Annotated in this window: 28 protein-coding genes and 1 rRNA gene; all 29 read left to right on the forward strand. The window is 52.4% G+C overall.

What is annotated here, in order from left to right; all coding sequences use genetic code 11:
* Positions 1–171 precede the first annotated feature (171 nt).
* Positions 172–483: a 30S ribosomal protein S10 gene (rpsJ, locus tag ABD806_RS13430; RefSeq protein WP_013343788.1), complete on the forward strand. Its 312-nt coding sequence runs from the start codon at positions 172–174 to the stop codon at positions 481–483.
* 21 nt (positions 484–504) lie between these two features.
* The gene (gene rplC / locus ABD806_RS13435; RefSeq protein ID WP_344958827.1) at positions 505–1,143 is read left to right on the forward strand and encodes a 50S ribosomal protein L3; all 639 of its coding nucleotides are present in this window, start codon (positions 505–507) and stop codon (positions 1,141–1,143) included.
* Positions 1,144–1,160: 17 nt separating this feature from the next.
* Positions 1,161–1,766, forward strand: coding sequence for a 50S ribosomal protein L4 (rplD, locus tag ABD806_RS13440; protein WP_344958829.1), 606 nt, complete (start codon positions 1,161–1,163; stop codon positions 1,764–1,766).
* The gene (rplW, locus tag ABD806_RS13445) at positions 1,763–2,065 is read left to right on the forward strand and encodes a 50S ribosomal protein L23 (protein WP_425583133.1); all 303 of its coding nucleotides are present in this window, start codon (positions 1,763–1,765) and stop codon (positions 2,063–2,065) included. Before rplD ends, rplW begins: the two co-directional genes overlap by 4 nt.
* A 17-nt stretch (positions 2,066–2,082) precedes the next feature.
* Positions 2,083–2,907 (forward strand): 50S ribosomal protein L2, encoded by an 825-nt coding sequence (gene rplB / locus ABD806_RS13450; protein WP_344958832.1) that lies wholly within the window; start codon positions 2,083–2,085, stop codon positions 2,905–2,907.
* 21 nt (positions 2,908–2,928) lie between these two features.
* Positions 2,929–3,207: a 30S ribosomal protein S19 gene (gene rpsS, locus ABD806_RS13455; RefSeq protein WP_116474991.1), complete on the forward strand. Its 279-nt coding sequence runs from the start codon at positions 2,929–2,931 to the stop codon at positions 3,205–3,207.
* Positions 3,208–3,217: 10 nt separating this feature from the next.
* Positions 3,218–3,550, forward strand: coding sequence for a 50S ribosomal protein L22 (gene rplV / locus ABD806_RS13460; protein WP_116474992.1), 333 nt, complete (start codon positions 3,218–3,220; stop codon positions 3,548–3,550).
* A gap of 18 nt (positions 3,551–3,568) precedes the next feature.
* The gene (gene rpsC / locus ABD806_RS13465; protein ID WP_344958838.1) at positions 3,569–4,264 is read left to right on the forward strand and encodes a 30S ribosomal protein S3; all 696 of its coding nucleotides are present in this window, start codon (positions 3,569–3,571) and stop codon (positions 4,262–4,264) included.
* Between the two features lie 12 nt (positions 4,265–4,276).
* Entirely contained in the window at positions 4,277–4,690 is a 414-nt protein-coding gene (rplP, locus tag ABD806_RS13470) for a 50S ribosomal protein L16 (protein WP_094039356.1), read from the forward strand.
* Complete coding sequence (rpmC, locus tag ABD806_RS13475; protein WP_116474995.1) at positions 4,690–4,881, forward strand: 50S ribosomal protein L29; 192 nt, start codon at positions 4,690–4,692, stop codon at positions 4,879–4,881. Before rplP ends, rpmC begins: the two co-directional genes overlap by 1 nt.
* Position 4,882: 1 nt before the next feature.
* Positions 4,883–5,143, forward strand: a complete 261-nt coding sequence (gene rpsQ / locus ABD806_RS13480) for a 30S ribosomal protein S17 (protein ID WP_344958842.1) — start codon at positions 4,883–4,885, stop codon at positions 5,141–5,143.
* A gap of 157 nt (positions 5,144–5,300) precedes the next feature.
* Positions 5,301–5,669, forward strand: a complete 369-nt coding sequence (gene rplN / locus ABD806_RS13485; RefSeq protein WP_071473721.1) for a 50S ribosomal protein L14 — start codon at positions 5,301–5,303, stop codon at positions 5,667–5,669.
* 11 nt (positions 5,670–5,680) lie between these two features.
* Positions 5,681–5,998 carry a 50S ribosomal protein L24 gene (rplX, locus tag ABD806_RS13490; RefSeq protein ID WP_344958847.1) on the forward strand — a complete coding sequence of 106 codons (318 nt, stop codon included), beginning with the start codon at positions 5,681–5,683 and terminating at the stop codon, positions 5,996–5,998.
* A gap of 14 nt (positions 5,999–6,012) precedes the next feature.
* Positions 6,013–6,552 carry a 50S ribosomal protein L5 gene (gene rplE / locus ABD806_RS13495; protein ID WP_344958849.1) on the forward strand — a complete coding sequence of 180 codons (540 nt, stop codon included), beginning with the start codon at positions 6,013–6,015 and terminating at the stop codon, positions 6,550–6,552.
* Between the two features lie 11 nt (positions 6,553–6,563).
* Positions 6,564–6,869 (forward strand): 30S ribosomal protein S14, encoded by a 306-nt coding sequence (gene rpsN / locus ABD806_RS13500; protein WP_344958851.1) that lies wholly within the window; start codon positions 6,564–6,566, stop codon positions 6,867–6,869.
* Positions 6,870–6,891: 22 nt separating this feature from the next.
* Positions 6,892–7,284: a 30S ribosomal protein S8 gene (gene rpsH / locus ABD806_RS13505; RefSeq protein WP_116475000.1), complete on the forward strand. Its 393-nt coding sequence runs from the start codon at positions 6,892–6,894 to the stop codon at positions 7,282–7,284.
* A 10-nt stretch (positions 7,285–7,294) separates the two neighbouring features.
* Positions 7,295–7,828 carry a 50S ribosomal protein L6 gene (gene rplF / locus ABD806_RS13510; RefSeq protein ID WP_344958854.1) on the forward strand — a complete coding sequence of 178 codons (534 nt, stop codon included), beginning with the start codon at positions 7,295–7,297 and terminating at the stop codon, positions 7,826–7,828.
* A gap of 9 nt (positions 7,829–7,837) precedes the next feature.
* Entirely contained in the window at positions 7,838–8,191 is a 354-nt protein-coding gene (gene rplR / locus ABD806_RS13515; protein ID WP_344958857.1) for a 50S ribosomal protein L18, read from the forward strand.
* 14 nt (positions 8,192–8,205) lie between these two features.
* Positions 8,206–8,706: a 30S ribosomal protein S5 gene (gene rpsE / locus ABD806_RS13520; RefSeq protein ID WP_116475003.1), complete on the forward strand. Its 501-nt coding sequence runs from the start codon at positions 8,206–8,208 to the stop codon at positions 8,704–8,706.
* A gap of 6 nt (positions 8,707–8,712) precedes the next feature.
* Positions 8,713–8,895, forward strand: a complete 183-nt coding sequence (gene rpmD, locus ABD806_RS13525; RefSeq protein WP_344958859.1) for a 50S ribosomal protein L30 — start codon at positions 8,713–8,715, stop codon at positions 8,893–8,895.
* Between the two features lie 4 nt (positions 8,896–8,899).
* A complete protein-coding gene (rplO, locus tag ABD806_RS13530) occupies positions 8,900–9,334 on the forward strand; it encodes a 50S ribosomal protein L15 (RefSeq protein WP_344958861.1) in 435 nt (144 codons plus the stop codon).
* 8 nt (positions 9,335–9,342) lie between these two features.
* Entirely contained in the window at positions 9,343–10,674 is a 1,332-nt protein-coding gene (gene secY, locus ABD806_RS13535; protein WP_344958863.1) for a preprotein translocase subunit SecY, read from the forward strand.
* A 26-nt stretch (positions 10,675–10,700) separates the two neighbouring features.
* On the forward strand, positions 10,701–10,817 hold the full coding sequence (gene rpmJ, locus ABD806_RS13540; RefSeq protein WP_116475006.1) for a 50S ribosomal protein L36: 117 nt from the start codon (positions 10,701–10,703) through the stop codon (positions 10,815–10,817).
* 140 nt (positions 10,818–10,957) lie between these two features.
* A complete protein-coding gene (gene rpsM / locus ABD806_RS13545; protein WP_344958866.1) occupies positions 10,958–11,314 on the forward strand; it encodes a 30S ribosomal protein S13 in 357 nt (118 codons plus the stop codon).
* A gap of 14 nt (positions 11,315–11,328) precedes the next feature.
* Positions 11,329–11,721: a 30S ribosomal protein S11 gene (rpsK, locus tag ABD806_RS13550; protein ID WP_116475008.1), complete on the forward strand. Its 393-nt coding sequence runs from the start codon at positions 11,329–11,331 to the stop codon at positions 11,719–11,721.
* Positions 11,722–11,751: 30 nt separating this feature from the next.
* Positions 11,752–12,372, forward strand: a complete 621-nt coding sequence (rpsD, locus tag ABD806_RS13555; protein WP_344958869.1) for a 30S ribosomal protein S4 — start codon at positions 11,752–11,754, stop codon at positions 12,370–12,372.
* 24 nt (positions 12,373–12,396) lie between these two features.
* Positions 12,397–13,386, forward strand: coding sequence for a DNA-directed RNA polymerase subunit alpha (locus tag ABD806_RS13560; RefSeq protein WP_344958871.1), 990 nt, complete (start codon positions 12,397–12,399; stop codon positions 13,384–13,386).
* A gap of 44 nt (positions 13,387–13,430) precedes the next feature.
* Positions 13,431–13,823: a 50S ribosomal protein L17 gene (rplQ, locus tag ABD806_RS13565; protein ID WP_071473708.1), complete on the forward strand. Its 393-nt coding sequence runs from the start codon at positions 13,431–13,433 to the stop codon at positions 13,821–13,823.
* Positions 13,824–14,594: 771 nt separating this feature from the next.
* Positions 14,595–14,722 (forward strand): 16S ribosomal RNA (locus ABD806_RS13570); the annotation flags it as partial.

The following is a 14,722-nucleotide window of genomic DNA, read 5'->3' on the forward strand; positions in this document are numbered from 1 at the left end:
GCGGCTCGCTTGGTTTATCATCAGGCGAGCCGAGAGGCTCACGTCAGGTAGCTCCTGGCTCTTTACAGGCCCCCGATATGGTGGGCACCGTTATTAAATCACACCCCCTCTTTTTAATAGAAGAGCAGGCGGTGATGGTTTTATGTTCTTTATCCAATTGGAGCTCTGGTAATGCAGAACCAAAGAATTCGTATCCGCCTGAAGGCGTTCGATCACCGTCTGATCGACCAGTCTACTGCGGAGATCGTAGAAACTGCCAAGCGCACTGGCGCCCAGGTTCGCGGCCCGATTCCGCTGCCGACGCGCAAAGAGCGTTACACCGTACTGATTTCTCCACACGTGAACAAAGATGCGCGTGATCAGTATGAAATTCGTACTCACAAGCGTCTGGTAGACATCGTTGAGCCGACTGATAAAACAGTTGATGCTCTGATGCGACTGGATCTGGCTGCTGGCGTCGACGTCCAGATCAGCCTGGGCTAATAACGGAAAGAGGTTTTATCAATGGCAATCGGTCTAGTAGGTCGTAAGCTGGGTATGACCCGTGTCTTCACCGAAGACGGCGTGTCCATCCCGGTCACCGTTATCGAAGTAGATGCCAACCGTGTTACCCAGGTGAAAACACTGGAAAAGGACGGCTATCAAGCCGTTCAGGTGACCACTGGCACCAAGAAAGCTACTCGTATCACCAAGCCGGAAGCGGGTCACTTCGCTAAAGCCGGTGTGGAAGCGGGTCGTGGACTGTGGGAATTCCGCTTGGGTTCAGGCGAAGGCGAAGGTATCGAAGTCGGTGCCGAGCTGAAAGTAGACATCTTCACCGATGTCAAGAAAGTAGACGTTACCGGTACTTCTAAAGGTAAAGGTTTCGCTGGCGGCGTTAAGCGCTGGAACTTCCGGACTCAGGATGCCACCCACGGTAACTCCTTGTCTCACCGCGTACTGGGTTCTATCGGTCAGAACCAGACCCCGGGTCGCGTGTTTAAAGGCAAGAAAATGGCCGGTCACATGGGTGCTGAGCGTGTAACCACGCAAAACCTGGAAGTGGTCCGCGTTGATGTTGATCGCAACCTGCTGCTCATCAAAGGTGCAGTCCCGGGTGCGACTAACGGCAACGTCATCGTTAAACCTGCCGTTAAAGCGTAACGTCTGAGGAGATAGTAATGGAATTGGTAATGAAAGACGCGCAAGGCGCTCTTGAAGTTTCCGAAACTACCTTCGGGCGTGAGTTCAACGAAGCGTTGGTTCATCAGGTCGTTGTGGCCTATGCAGCCGGCGCTCGTCAAGGTACTCGTGCTCAGAAGACCCGTTCTGAAGTGTCTGGCGGCGGTAAGAAACCGTGGCGTCAAAAGGGCACTGGCCGGGCCCGTGCCGGTACCATCCGCTCTCCGATCTGGCGTTCTGGTGGTGTGACTTTTGCAGCTAAGCCGCAGGATCATAGCCAGAAGGTCAACAAGAAGATGTACCGTGGTGCCATCAAGAGCATCCTCTCTGAGCTGGTACGTCAAGAGCGCCTGATCGTTGCTGAGAAATTCGCTGTTGAAACGCCTAAGACCAAAGAGCTGGTTGCCAAGCTGAAGCAGTGGGAACTGAGCGATGTGCTGATCGTGACTTCCGAAGTGGACGAGAACCTGTTCCTGGCCGCCCGTAACCTGTACAAGGTTGACGTGCGTGACGTGGCTGGTATCGACCCGGTTTCACTGATCGCGTTCGACAAGGTATTGGTAACTGCCGACGCAGTTAAGCAAATCGAGGAGATGCTGGCATGATCCGTGAAGAGCGTATTCTGAAAGTTCTGAAGGCGCCGCATATCTCTGAAAAAAGCACCATGGTTGCCGAAAAAACCAACACTATCGTGTTCAAGGTTGCCACTGATGCTACCAAGGCAGAAGTAAAAGCCGCGGTCGAGAAGCTGTTCGAAGTCGAAGTTAAAGATGTTCGCACCCTGCTTGTTAAGGGTAAGACCAAGCGTACAGGTAACCGTATGGGCCAGCGTTCCGACTGGAAAAAAGCCTACGTGACCCTGAAAGAAGGTCAGGATATCGACTTCATCGGCGGCGCCGAGTAAGAGAGGAGTAATCTATAATGGCAATCGTAAAATGTAAGCCTACTTCTCCGGGTCGCCGTCATGTTGTTAAGGTAACCAACCCGGAGCTGTACAAAGGCAAGCCGTTCGCCGCCCTGCTGGACAAAAAGTCCAAGTCTGGTGGTCGTAACAACGCTGGCCGTATCACCACCCGTCATATCGGTGGTGGTCACAAGCAGCACTACCGTATCGTTGACTTCAAGCGTGATAAAGACGGTATCCCGGCCAAGGTAGAGCGTCTGGAGTATGATCCTAACCGCTCCGCCAACATCGCCCTGGTACTGTACGCAGACGGCGAACGTCGCTACATCCTGGCGCCGAAAGGTGTTCATGCCGGCGATCAGCTGGTATCCGGTGATGCTGCCCCGATCAAGGCCGGTAACTGCCTGCCGATGCGCAACATCCCCGTTGGTAGCACTGTGCATGCCATCGAGATGAAGCCGGGCAAGGGCGCGCAGATCGCTCGCTCCGCCGGTACTTCCGCCCAGATCCTGGCGCGTGAAGGCACCTATGTCACCCTGCGTCTGCGTTCCGGTGAAGTACGTAAAGTACTGGCCGAGTGTCGCGCTACCCTGGGTGAAGTGGGCAACGCCGAGCACATGCTGCGTCAACTGGGTAAAGCCGGTGCTCAGCGCTGGCGTGGTGTTCGTCCTACCGTTCGCGGTGTGGCGATGAACCCGGTAGACCACCCGCACGGTGGTGGTGAAGGTCGTACCTCAGGTGGCCGTCACCCGGTTACGCCTTGGGGCAAGCCGACCAAGGGCGCCAAAACCCGTAAAAACAAGCGTACCGACAAGTTCGTGGTACGTAACCGTAACAAGTAATAGTTTTTTAGAGGTATCACCATGCCACGTTCTCTCAAGAAAGGGCCGTTTATCGACCTGCACTTGCTGAAGAAGGTAGAGAAAGCGGTGGAAAGCGGGGATAAAAAGCCAATTAAGACTTGGTCCCGTCGTTCAATGATCATTCCCGATATGATCGGTTTGACCATCGCTGTCCATAATGGTCGTCAGCACGTACCTGTCTACGTTTCCGATGAAATGATCGGGCACAAGCTGGGTGAATTTGCACCGACTCGTACTTATCGCGGCCATGCCGCTGATAAGAAGGCCAAGAAGCGTTAAGGGGTAAAAGATGGAAGCTATAGCTAAACACCGCTTTGCTCGTACTTCTGCCCAGAAGGCGCGCCTGGTAGCCGATCAAGTCCGTGGTCTGACCGTAGACAAGGCACTGAATGTCCTGGCTTTCAGCCCGAAAAAGGCTGCCGTTCTGGTGAAGAAAGTACTGGAATCTGCCATTGCCAATGCCGAGCACAATGAAGGTGCGGATATCGATGAGCTGAAAGTGGCTAAGATCTTCGTTGATGAAGGTCCCACCATGAAGCGTATTCGTCCACGTGCCAAGGGCCGCGCGGACCGTATCATGAAGCGTACCAGCCACATTACTGTGGTTGTGTCCGACCGCTAAGAGGCTAGGAGATAAGCAATGGGCCAGAAAGTACACCCGAATGGTATTCGCTTAGGGATCACCAAGCCTTTTAACTCGACCTGGTTTGCGAATACCAAGGACTTCGCTGACAACCTGCACAGCGATTTTCAAGTACGTCAGTACCTGAGTAAGGAACTGAAAAACGCCTCCGTTTCTCGGATCGTGATCGAGCGTCCGGCGAAGAGCATCCGTGTGACTATTCACACCGCTCGTCCCGGCGTGGTTATCGGTAAGAAAGGCGAAGACGTTGAAAAACTGCGCAAGCATGTAGCCAACCTGGCTGGCGTGCCTGCCCAGATCAACATTTCCGAAGTGCGTAAGCCTGAGCTGGACGGCCAACTGGTGGCGGATTCTATCGCTTCTCAGCTGGAGCGTCGTGTGATGTTCCGTCGTGCCATGAAGCGCGCGGTTCAGAACGCCATGCGTATCGGCGCAAAAGGCATCAAGGTGGAAGTGAGCGGTCGTCTTGGCGGCGCTGAAATCGCGCGTACCGAATGGTACCGCGAAGGTCGTGTGCCTCTGCACACCCTGCGTGCCGATATCGACTATGCAACTTCTGAAGCATCTACCACTTACGGCATCATTGGCGTAAAGGTTTGGATCTTTAAGGGTGAAGTTCTGGGCGGCCTGCAAGCCGTTGCTCAAGAGCCGCAAGCCCCGTCCAAGCCCAAGCGCAAAGGCCGCGGTAAGTAAGGAGACTCGGACATGTTGCAACCAAAGCGTACGAAATTCCGTAAAGTCCACAAAGGCCGTAACCGCGGTGTGGCGACCTCAGGCAACCAGATTTCTTTTGGTTCCTTTGGTCTGAAGGCGACCACTCGTGGACGTATCACTGCTCGTCAGATCGAAGCAGCACGTCGTGCGATGACTCGTCACGTTAAACGTCAAGGCAAAATCTGGATCCGTATTTTCCCGGACAAGCCCATTACCGAAAAGCCCCTCGAAGTACGTATGGGTAAAGGTAAGGGTAACGTGGAATATTGGGTTGCCCAGATCCAGCCGGGTCGTGTCCTGTATGAGATGGACGGTGTACCTGAGTCACTGGCTCGCGAAGCCTTTGCACTGGCGGCTGCCAAGCTGCCGGTTAGGACCACTTTCGTAACTCGGACGGTGATGTGATGAAAGCACAAGATCTGCGTGAAAAGAGTGTTGAAGAACTGAACCAGGAACTGCTGGGCCTGCTGCGTGAGCAATTTAACCTGCGCATCCAGGCAAGCACCGGCCAGCTGGCTCAGACCCACAACCTCAAAAATGTACGTCGCGACATCGCGCGTGTTAAGACTGTTCTGAACCAAAAGGCAGGTGCGTAAGATGAGCGAAAATACCGTTCGTACTCTGCAGGGCCGTGTAGTGAGCGACAAGATGGACAAGTCCATCACCGTCGCTATCAACCGCTTCGTGAAACACCCGATCTACGGGAAGTACATCAAGCGTACTACCAAGCTGCACGTTCATGACGAGAGCAATGAATGCCAAACCGGCGACGTCGTGACTATTCGCGAATGTCGTCCCATGTCCAAGACCAAGTCCTGGACCCTGGTAAAAATCATTGAGCGTCCGGTTAAAGCCTGACGATCTCTGATATACTTACCCGGTCAAACGGCCCAGCGATGGGCCGTTTGTTTTTTACCCTACCTTTTCCATATTGGCGGTGCTATAATGCCGCGCCTTCAATGGCAGCCAATGTCCCGAAAGGGTTTTAAAGTAGTCACTTTAGCGGAGCACTAACATGATCCAAATGCAAAGTATGCTGGACGTGGCCGACAATTCCGGTGCGCGTAGCGTAATGTGTATTAAGGTCCTGGGTGGTTCGCACCGCCGCTACGCCGGCATCGGCGACATCATCAAAGTTACCGTCAAGGAAGCAATTCCGCGCGGTAAGGTTAAAAAAGGTGATGTAATGAACGCGGTGGTCGTACGCACTCGTAAAGGCGTTCGTCGTCCGGACGGCTCTGTCATCCGTTTCGACCGTAATGCGGCCGTGATTTTGAATAACAATCAACAGCCGATCGGTACTCGTATCTTTGGCCCGGTGACGCGTGAACTTCGTAATGAGAAGTTTATGAAGATTGTTTCACTGGCACCTGAAGTACTGTAAGGAGTCAAACGATGGCAGCAAAAATCCGTCGCGATGACGAAGTCATCATTCTTACCGGCAAAGACAAGGGCAAGCGTGGCACCGTCACCAAAGTCCTGGTCAGCGAAGGTAAAGTAATCGTCGCAGGTATCAACCTGGTCAAGAAACACCAGAAGCCGGTTCCTCAGCTGAACCAGCCCGGTGGCATCATCGACCAAGAAGCACCTCTCGACGTGTCTAACGTTGCGCTGTTCAACCCTGCCTCCGGCAAGGCTGATCGCGTTGGTTTCCGGATTGAAGACGGCAAAAAAGCGCGTTTCTTCAAATCCACCGGCGAACTTGTGAAGTAATTGGAGTTTATACGATGGCGAAACTGCATGATTACTACAACGAAAATGTAGTAAAAGAACTGACTAGCCAGTTCGGGTACAAGACTATCATGCAAGTCCCTCGGATTGAGAAAATCACCCTGAACATGGGTGTGGGTGAAGCTCTGGCTGATAAAAAGATCCTGGATAATGCCGCTGCCGATATGGCTGCCATTTCCGGCCAAAAGCCATTGATCACCCTGGCTCGTAAATCCGTTGCTGGCTTCAAGATCCGTGAAGGCTACCCCATTGGTTGTAAAGTAACTCTGCGCGGCGAGCGTATGTGGGAGTTCCTGGAGCGCTTGATTTGCATCTCTATCCCCCGTATCCGTGACTTCCGTGGCCTGAACCCTAAGTCGTTCGATGGTCGTGGTAACTACTCTATGGGCGTTCGTGAGCAGATCATCTTCCCCGAAATCGATTATGACAAGGTAGATCGTGTACGTGGTATGGATATTACCATCACCACTACTGCCAAGTCCGATGAGGAAGGCCGTGCTCTGCTGGCTGCCTTTGACTTCCCATTCCGTAAGTAAGGTGTAGGGTTATGGCAAAACAATCAATGAAAGCTCGCGAAGTCAAGCGTGAAAAGCTGGCTAAGCAGTACGCTGTAAAGCGTCAAGCACTGAAAGACATCATTTCTGACGTGAAAACTTCCGATGAAGCACGTTGGGATGCGGTTTTGAAACTGCAGCAACTGCCCCGTGACGCAAGCCCCTCTCGTCAGCGTAACCGCTGTAACATCACTGGCCGCCCGCATGGTTTCCTGCGGAAGTTCGGTCTGAGCCGCATCAAGGTGCGCGAACTGATGATGAAGGGTGAAATTCCTGGCCTGAAGAAGGCTTCTTGGTAAGCGAACACGGGAGTAATACACAATGAGCATGCAAGATCCGATCGCGGATATGCTGACCCGCATCCGCAACGGTCAGGCAGCCAACAAAGTTGCTGTCACCATGCCTTCTTCCAAAGTCAAAGTGGCCATTGCCAAAGTACTGAAAGAAGAAGGTTACATTACTGACTTTAATGTCTCTGGTGAAACCAAGGCTGAACTGGAAGTGACTCTCAAGTACTTCCAAGGCGAGCCTGTGGTTGAAATGATCCAGCGCGTCAGCCGCCCTGGTCTGCGTATCTATAAGAAACGCGACGAACTGCCGAAAGTTATGGCTGGTATGGGTGTAGCTATCGTTTCCACGTCTAAAGGTGTGATGACCGAGCGTGCCGCGCGTAAAGCCGGTATGGGCGGTGAGATCATCTGCTACGTAGCTTAAGGAGTAGGATATGTCTCGCGTTGCTAAGGCACCTATCGAAATTCCTGCCGGCGTAGAAGTGACGTTGAACGGTCAGGAAATCACCATCAAGGGTGGCAAGGGTACTCTGAATCGTACCATCAATGCTGCTGTTGAAATCAGCCAGGAAGACAACCTGTTGAAGTTCGCCCCACGTGAAAACATGGATGGCGCCAATGCCCAGTCCGGCACTGCCCGTGCCCTGGTCAACAACATGGTAGTCGGTGTTACCCAAGGCTTCGAACGCAAGCTGCAGCTGGTTGGTGTAGGTTATCGTGCCCAGATTAAAGGCAATGCTATTGCCTTGTCTCTGGGTTTCTCTCACCCGGTTGAGCATGCACTGCCTGAAGGCGTATCTGCTGAATGTCCTTCCCAGACCGAGATCGTTCTCAAGTCTGCCGACAAACAGCTGATTGGTCAGGTAGCTGCCAATATTCGTGCGTACCGCAAGCCAGAGCCTTACAAAGGCAAGGGTGTTCGCTATTTCGGCGAGCAGGTCCGCAGTAAAGAGGCTAAGAAGAAGTAAGGTAACACTATGGACAAAAAAGCAGCTCGTATCCGCCGTGCTACGAAAGCACGCAAAAAGATGCTGGAACTGGGTGCGACTCGCCTGGTGGTTCACCGTACTCCGCGCCACATCTATGCACAGGTTATTGCACCGAACAGTTCAGCCGTTCTGGCTTCCGCGTCTACCGTGGAAAAGTCAATTCGCGAACAGGTGAAATATACCGGTAACATTGATGCCGCCGCGGTTGTTGGTAAAGCCATCGCCGAGCGTGCACTGGCCAACGGCGTAACCAATGTCGCCTTTGACCGTTCCGGTTTCCAATATCACGGTCGCGTTGCCGCTCTGGCAGCCGCTGCTCGTGACGCTGGTCTTCAGTTCTAAGGGTGGAGTCGAAAATGGCAAAAATCGAAGCTCAAGCCGGTGAACTGCAAGAAAAGCTCATTGCAGTTAACCGTGTATCAAAAGTTGTTAAAGGTGGTCGTATCTTCTCCTTCACAGCACTGACTGTGGTAGGTGATGGTAACGGTCGTATTGGTTTCGGTTACGGTAAAGCCCGTGAAGTTCCTGCTGCCATTCAAAAGGCAATGGAACAGGCTCGTCGTAACATGCGTACAGTTGGTCTGAACAACGGCACCCTGTTCCATCCGGTCAAGGGTCGTCACTCTGGTTCAAACGTCTATATGCAGCCTGCATCCGAAGGTACCGGTATCATCGCCGGTGGCGCCATGCGCGCCGTACTGGAAGTCGCTGGTGTACATAACGTACTGGCCAAGACTTACGGTTCTACCAACCCGAACAACGTAGTTCGCGCTACCATCGACGCTCTGGCTCATATGAAGTCGCCTGAGCAAGTCGCTGCCAAGCGTGGTCTGCGCGTTGACGAAATACTGGGGTAATGCGCCATGGCTAACAAGACTGTAAAAGTAACTCAGACTCGTAGCTCCATCGGTCGTCTGCCTAAGCATAAGGCAACGCTGCTTGGCCTCGGTCTGCGTCGCATTGGTCACACCGTCGAGCTGGAAGATACAGCTTGTGTACGCGGCATGATCAATAAGGTTTACTACATGGTTAAGGTTGAGGAGTAATCGCATGCGTTTGAATACTCTGTCTCCGGCACCCGGCTCCAAGCCGTCTGCCAAGCGTGTAGGTCGCGGTATCGGTTCTGGTCTGGGTAAAACCGGTGGTCGCGGCCACAAGGGTCAGAAATCCCGTTCAGGCGGTAAGGTTCGCAACGGTTTCGAAGGTGGCCAGATGCCGCTGAAACAACGTTTGCCGAAGTTTGGTTTTACTTCTCGCAAGTCGTTGGTAAGCGCCGAAGTTCGTCTGAGCGAACTGGCCAAGGTCGAAGGCGAAGTGGTGGATCTGAACACTCTGAAGCAAGCTGGCTTGATCACCAAGAACATCCAGTTTGCCAAAGTGGTTCTGTCTGGCACTATTGACCGTCAAGTTACTGTGGTTGGTCTGGGCGTCACCAAAGGTGCACGTGCAGCCATCGAAGCCGCTGGCGGAAAAATCGAGGAATAAAAAGTACCATGGCCAAGAAACCAGGATTAGAAGCAAAAAATGCACAGGGTGGGCTGGGTGAACTGAAGAGTCGTCTGCTTTTCGTTCTGATCGCGATCTTAGTGTTTCGCGCCGGCTCCTATGTGCCTATTCCTGGTATTGACGCCGCCGTACTTGCCGACTTGTTCCAGCAACAACAAGGCACCATCATTGAAATGTTTAACATGTTCAGTGGTGGCGCCTTGGAACGAGCGTCCATATTGGCACTGGGGATAATGCCGTATATTTCTGCGTCCATTATCATCCAGTTATTGACTGTGGTTCACCCCCCCTTGGCCGAGCTCAAGAAGGAAGGTGAATCTGGCCGTCGCAAGATCAGTCAATACACCCGCTATGGTACGCTGGTTCTAGGAACCATCCAGGCCATCGGTATTGCAACCGGCCTGCCGAATATGATGTCAGGACTCGTGGTTAACCCGGGTTTTGGTTTCTATTTTACGGCGGTCGTAAGCTTGGTCACCGGCACCATGTTCCTGATGTGGTTAGGTGAGCAAATTACCGAGCGTGGCATCGGCAATGGTATCTCGCTGATTATCTTCACGGGTATCGTTGCGGGTCTGCCATCGGCTATAGGTGCCACGGCAGAGCAGGCGCGTCAGGGGGAATTGCACATTCTGTTGCTGTTACTACTGGCTGTGATTGTGTTTGCAGTAACCTATTTCGTGGTCTTCGTTGAACGTGGCCAGCGCCGCATCGTGGTGAACTATGCCAAACGTCAACAGGGTCGCCAGGTTTTTGCGGCACAGAGTACCCACCTGCCGTTGAAAGTGAACATGGCGGGGGTTATTCCTGCGATTTTTGCATCCAGCATCATCCTCTTTCCGGGTACCGTAGCCTCCTGGTTCGGTCAGGGTGAGGGGTGGTTTGCCAACATACTGCAGGAGTTGTCATTGACACTGCAGCCCGGTCAGCCGCTGTATGTGATGTTGTATGCAGCCGCTATCATCTTTTTCTGTTTCTTCTATACCGCGCTGGTGTTCAACCCGCGTGAAACGGCAGATAACCTGAAAAAGAGTGGCGCTTTCATTCCGGGCATACGTCCGGGTGAACAGACTGCACGCTATATCGATAAAGTGATGACTCGCCTGACCTTGATCGGTGCGCTGTACATTACCTTTATCTGTCTGGTGCCACAGTTCCTGATGACAGCCTGGAACGTCCAGTTCTATTTTGGTGGTACCTCGCTGTTGATTATCGTGGTCGTCATCATGGATTTCATGGCTCAGGTGCAAACCCACATGATGTCTCATCAGTATGGCGATGTCCTGAGAAAAGCGAACCTGAAGGGCTACAACCGCTAAGGTTCGAGTATTTACGGAGTTAAGCAATGAAAGTCCGTGCTTCCGTTAAGGCAATTTGCCGTAACTGCAAAATCGTCAAGCGCCACGGTGTGGTGCGTGTGATCTGCTCTTCAGACCCTAAGCATAAACAGCGTCAGGGCTAAAAAAGTTACGGTTTAACTTGAAAATTAAAGGCGAGCTGGCTAAAGTAGCCAGCCACCTTTGTTGGGTGTCTGTATAGTCATTACGTATCCTAGACGGGCTTTGTAATGGCTTATTATTTGATATTTTGTAGGAGTGCATAGTGGCCCGTATCGCTGGCATTAACATTCCTGACCATAAACATGCCGTCATTGCTTTGACTGCTATTTATGGCGTCGGCCGTACCCGCTCTAAAGCCATTTGTGCTGCAGCCGGTATCGCTGAGGATGTGAAAATTAAAGAATTGGATGAAGCTCAGGTAGAGTCCCTGCGTGAGCAAGTAGCGAAGTTCACCGTTGAAGGTGACCTGCGTCGCGAAGTCTCCATGAATCTCAAGCGTCTGATGGACCTGGGTTGTTACCGAGGTCTGCGTCATCGTCGCAGCCTACCCGTTCGTGGTCAGCGCACCAAGACCAATGCGCGTACGCGTAAAGGTCCTCGTAAACCGATCAAGAAATAACGGGAAGGTAGATCATGGCTAAAACCCCGACTCGTACTACACGTAAACGCGTCAAAAAGCAGGTGAGCGATGGTATCGCCCACGTTCATGCGTCTTTCAACAATACCATAGTAACCATCACCGATCGTCAGGGTAATGCTCTGTCTTGGGCGACTGCCGGCGGTTCAGGTTTCCGTGGTTCCCGTAAGTCCACCCCGTTCGCTGCTCAGGTAGCTGCCGAGCGTGCTGGTGAGATTGCCAAGGAATACGGTGTTAAGAACCTGGAAGTAATGGTGAAAGGTCCGGGTCCGGGCCGTGAGTCATCCATCCGTGCGTTGAATGCTGCGGGTTTCCGCATCACCAACATCACCGATGTGACTCCCATCCCGCACAACGGTTGTCGTCCTCCCAAGAAGCGTCGCGTATAACCCTTCTTGTAGGATAGTTGGAGAAAGAACATGGCAAGATATCTGGGTCCCAAGCTCAAACTGAGCCGTCGCGAGGGCACTGACCTCTTCCTGAAGTCAGGCGTTCGCGCGATCGATTCAAAATGTAAAATTGATACCGCACCCGGTCAACATGGCGCCCGTAAAGGCCGTCTGTCTGACTACGGTGTACAGCTGCGTGAAAAGCAAAAAGTGCGTCGTATCTACGGCGTGCTGGAAAAGCAATTCCGCAACTACTACAAAGAAGCTGCGCGCCTGAAAGGCAATACTGGTGAGAACCTGCTGCAGCTGCTGGAAGGTCGTCTGGACAACGTCATCTACCGTATGGGCTTTGGTGCCACCCGCGCCGAGTCTCGTCAGCTGGTCAGCCACAAGGCTATCCTGGTGAACGGTAAGGTTGTTAACATTCCTTCCTTCCAAGTTTCTCCCGAAGACGTAATCAGCGTTCGTGAGAAGGCCAAGAAACAAGCCCGGATCAAAGCCGCTCTTGAGGTTTCCGGTCAACGTGAAAAGCCGACTTGGGTAGAAGTTGACGCTACCAACATGCAAGGCGTTTACAAGCGTCTGCCTGAGCGTAGCGACCTGTCTGCCGAGATTAACGAACAGCTGATCGTCGAGCTTTACTCCAAGTAAAGCTTGCTTCTAAGAGAGGACACAATGCAGGGTTCTGTAACAGATTTTCTTAAGCCGCGTCTGGTTGATATTGAACAGATCAGCCCGACTCACGCCAAGGTGACTCTCGAGCCACTGGAGCGTGGCTTTGGTCATACATTGGGTAATGCGCTGCGTCGTATTCTGCTTTCTTCCATGCCAGGTTGTGCCATCACCGAAGTTGAACTCGACGGTGTATTGCATGAGTACAGCAGCAAGGAAGGTGTCCAGGAAGATATCCTGGAAATCTTGCTTAATCTGAAAGAGATTGCTGTCAAGCTGGAAGGCAAGGACGAAGTGACCCTGTCTTTGACCAAAACTGGTGCAGGTCCCGTAACTGCAGGCGACATCACCCATGGTGATGACGTTGAGATCGTTAACCCAGAGCACATCATCTGTCATCTGACAGGGGATGAGGCTGAAATCAGCATGCGTCTGAAAGTGCAGCGTGGTCGGGGCTATATTCCTGCCGCCGCTCGCGCCCACAGCGAAGAAGATGAGCGTCCGATTGGTCGCCTGTTGCTGGATGCAGCCTACAGCCCCGTGGTTCGTATCGCCTACAATGTTGAGGCGGCCCGTGTTGAACAGCGTACCGATCTGGATAAGCTGGTTATCGACATGGAGACCAACGGCACCCTGGATCCCGAAGAAGCCATCCGCCGTGCAGCCACTATCATGGCCGAACAGCTGGAAGCCTTCGTCGATCTGCGTGACGTCAGCGAGCCGGAAGAGAAAGAAGACAAGCCTGAGTTCGATCCTATCCTGCTGCGTCCTGTCGACGATCTGGAACTGACCGTTCGCTCTGCGAACTGTCTTAAGGCAGAAGCGATCCATTACATTGGTGATCTGGTACAGCGTACTGAGGTGGAGTTGCTCAAGACTCCTAACCTGGGTAAAAAATCTCTTACCGAGATTAAAGACGTGTTGGCGTCTCGTGGTTTGTCTCTGGGCATGCGCCTGGAGAACTGGCCGCCTGCCAGCATCGCTGATGAATAAACCGGGTCACGGGTTTTACAGATTTAGTTAGGAAGGATTAGGTCATGCGCCATCGTAAGAGTGGTCGTCAACTGAACCGGAACAGCAGCCACCGTCAGGCTATGTTCCGTAACATGGCCAGCTCCCTGGTTCGTCATGAAGTTATCAAGACGACTCTGCCAAAGGCTAAAGAGCTGCGTCGTGTAGTTGAACCTTTGATCACATTGGCCAAGAGCGACAGCGTTGCTAATCGTCGCCTGGCATTTGCCCGCACCCGCGACAGCGAAGTGGTTGGCAAATTGTTCAACGAACTGGGCCCACGTTACCAGGAGCGCCCGGGTGGCTACACCCGCATCCTGAAGTGTGGTTTCCGCGCCGGTGATAACGCCCCTATGGCTTATATTGAGCTGGTAGGTCGTGATATCGACGCCGGAGAAGCTGTAGCTTCTGAAGAATAAGTACCAAAAAGCCGGGCTTGTCCCGGCTTTTTTATTTCCTGCCGTTTATTTCCTCTTTTAATCTCCTGCGCTCATCCTGTTCCCAATAGACAGCCAAACATATCCTGATTGTGCAGATGGCACTGTTCTGACCGTCTCGGCTGCTATCCTTATTTTCTATCATTTTTATGGGTTGTCAGCGTTTCCCTATGTTTCCCTGTGTCCGGGGTTGTGTCTGTGGGTGCAGTTTAATGAAAAGAGGAATACGTATTGACTCTCCGTAGTTCTGCTAGACTTAAAGATGGGCTTGGAAAATCGTCCGCCATGGGTGGATGGGTTAGACTCGGGAAGGGAAGCTGTATCATTTCACTGTGCCGTTGGGGGTGTTCTTAGCTATCTGACAACGTCATTGATAATGATTTATGTGGATAACCCTGTGGCTAAGCTGTGCTTTTGCTTGGAGTATAAGCAAACGCAGTCCAAAGTGCTTTTTTTCACAAAAAAGCCCTTGCGCAAAAATCGCGGCTCCCTATAATGCGCATCCACTGACACGGGGCAAGCCGCTCACGGTCACAAGCAGAAAAAGAACATCATTCACTGCTTGACGAACACAACGGATTGCGTAGAATACGCAGCCCTGACCTGCTGAAGGTCAACGCTCTTTAACAACTTATCAAGCAAACTGTGTGGGCACTCGCAGGATGTTGGGAAACAAAAAATATTGTTTTTCAATGTTGTGTGAAGTGCACTAGAAATAGCAGCAATTCAGATATTCATTGAGCATCAAATCTTTAATTGAAGAGTTTGATCATGGCTCAGATTGAACGCTGGCGGCAGGCCTAACACATGCAAGTCGAGCGGTAACAGAGGGTAGCTTGCTACTTTGCTGACGAGCGGCGGACGGGTGAGTAATGCTTGGG

The sequence above is a fragment of the Zobellella aerophila genome (assembly GCF_039539325.1).
Taxonomy (GTDB): domain Bacteria; phylum Pseudomonadota; class Gammaproteobacteria; order Enterobacterales; family Aeromonadaceae; genus Oceanimonas; species Oceanimonas aerophila.

What these genes read in the sequence shown, in the direction of transcription:
- rpsJ (WP_013343788.1), top strand. Translation starts at nt 172, where the DNA reads ATGCAGAACCAAAGAATTCGTATCCGCCTGAAGGCGTTCGATCACCGT.
- rplC (WP_344958827.1), top strand. Translation starts at nt 505, where the DNA reads ATGGCAATCGGTCTAGTAGGTCGTAAGCTGGGTATGACCCGTGTCTTC.
- rplD (WP_344958829.1), top strand. Translation starts at nt 1,161, where the DNA reads ATGGAATTGGTAATGAAAGACGCGCAAGGCGCTCTTGAAGTTTCCGAA.
- rplW (WP_425583133.1), top strand. Translation starts at nt 1,763, where the DNA reads ATGATCCGTGAAGAGCGTATTCTGAAAGTTCTGAAGGCGCCGCATATC.
- rplB (WP_344958832.1), top strand. Translation starts at nt 2,083, where the DNA reads ATGGCAATCGTAAAATGTAAGCCTACTTCTCCGGGTCGCCGTCATGTT.
- rpsS (WP_116474991.1), top strand. Translation starts at nt 2,929, where the DNA reads ATGCCACGTTCTCTCAAGAAAGGGCCGTTTATCGACCTGCACTTGCTG.
- rplV (WP_116474992.1), top strand. Translation starts at nt 3,218, where the DNA reads ATGGAAGCTATAGCTAAACACCGCTTTGCTCGTACTTCTGCCCAGAAG.
- rpsC (WP_344958838.1), top strand. Translation starts at nt 3,569, where the DNA reads ATGGGCCAGAAAGTACACCCGAATGGTATTCGCTTAGGGATCACCAAG.
- rplP (WP_094039356.1), top strand. Translation starts at nt 4,277, where the DNA reads ATGTTGCAACCAAAGCGTACGAAATTCCGTAAAGTCCACAAAGGCCGT.
- rpmC (WP_116474995.1), top strand. Translation starts at nt 4,690, where the DNA reads ATGAAAGCACAAGATCTGCGTGAAAAGAGTGTTGAAGAACTGAACCAG.
- rpsQ (WP_344958842.1), top strand. Translation starts at nt 4,883, where the DNA reads ATGAGCGAAAATACCGTTCGTACTCTGCAGGGCCGTGTAGTGAGCGAC.
- rplN (WP_071473721.1), top strand. Translation starts at nt 5,301, where the DNA reads ATGATCCAAATGCAAAGTATGCTGGACGTGGCCGACAATTCCGGTGCG.
- rplX (WP_344958847.1), top strand. Translation starts at nt 5,681, where the DNA reads ATGGCAGCAAAAATCCGTCGCGATGACGAAGTCATCATTCTTACCGGC.
- rplE (WP_344958849.1), top strand. Translation starts at nt 6,013, where the DNA reads ATGGCGAAACTGCATGATTACTACAACGAAAATGTAGTAAAAGAACTG.
- rpsN (WP_344958851.1), top strand. Translation starts at nt 6,564, where the DNA reads ATGGCAAAACAATCAATGAAAGCTCGCGAAGTCAAGCGTGAAAAGCTG.
- rpsH (WP_116475000.1), top strand. Translation starts at nt 6,892, where the DNA reads ATGAGCATGCAAGATCCGATCGCGGATATGCTGACCCGCATCCGCAAC.
- rplF (WP_344958854.1), top strand. Translation starts at nt 7,295, where the DNA reads ATGTCTCGCGTTGCTAAGGCACCTATCGAAATTCCTGCCGGCGTAGAA.
- rplR (WP_344958857.1), top strand. Translation starts at nt 7,838, where the DNA reads ATGGACAAAAAAGCAGCTCGTATCCGCCGTGCTACGAAAGCACGCAAA.
- rpsE (WP_116475003.1), top strand. Translation starts at nt 8,206, where the DNA reads ATGGCAAAAATCGAAGCTCAAGCCGGTGAACTGCAAGAAAAGCTCATT.
- rpmD (WP_344958859.1), top strand. Translation starts at nt 8,713, where the DNA reads ATGGCTAACAAGACTGTAAAAGTAACTCAGACTCGTAGCTCCATCGGT.
- rplO (WP_344958861.1), top strand. Translation starts at nt 8,900, where the DNA reads ATGCGTTTGAATACTCTGTCTCCGGCACCCGGCTCCAAGCCGTCTGCC.
- secY (WP_344958863.1), top strand. Translation starts at nt 9,343, where the DNA reads ATGGCCAAGAAACCAGGATTAGAAGCAAAAAATGCACAGGGTGGGCTG.
- rpmJ (WP_116475006.1), top strand. Translation starts at nt 10,701, where the DNA reads ATGAAAGTCCGTGCTTCCGTTAAGGCAATTTGCCGTAACTGCAAAATC.
- rpsK (WP_116475008.1), top strand. Translation starts at nt 11,329, where the DNA reads ATGGCTAAAACCCCGACTCGTACTACACGTAAACGCGTCAAAAAGCAG.
- rpsD (WP_344958869.1), top strand. Translation starts at nt 11,752, where the DNA reads ATGGCAAGATATCTGGGTCCCAAGCTCAAACTGAGCCGTCGCGAGGGC.
- ABD806_RS13560 (WP_344958871.1), top strand. Translation starts at nt 12,397, where the DNA reads ATGCAGGGTTCTGTAACAGATTTTCTTAAGCCGCGTCTGGTTGATATT.
- rplQ (WP_071473708.1), top strand. Translation starts at nt 13,431, where the DNA reads ATGCGCCATCGTAAGAGTGGTCGTCAACTGAACCGGAACAGCAGCCAC.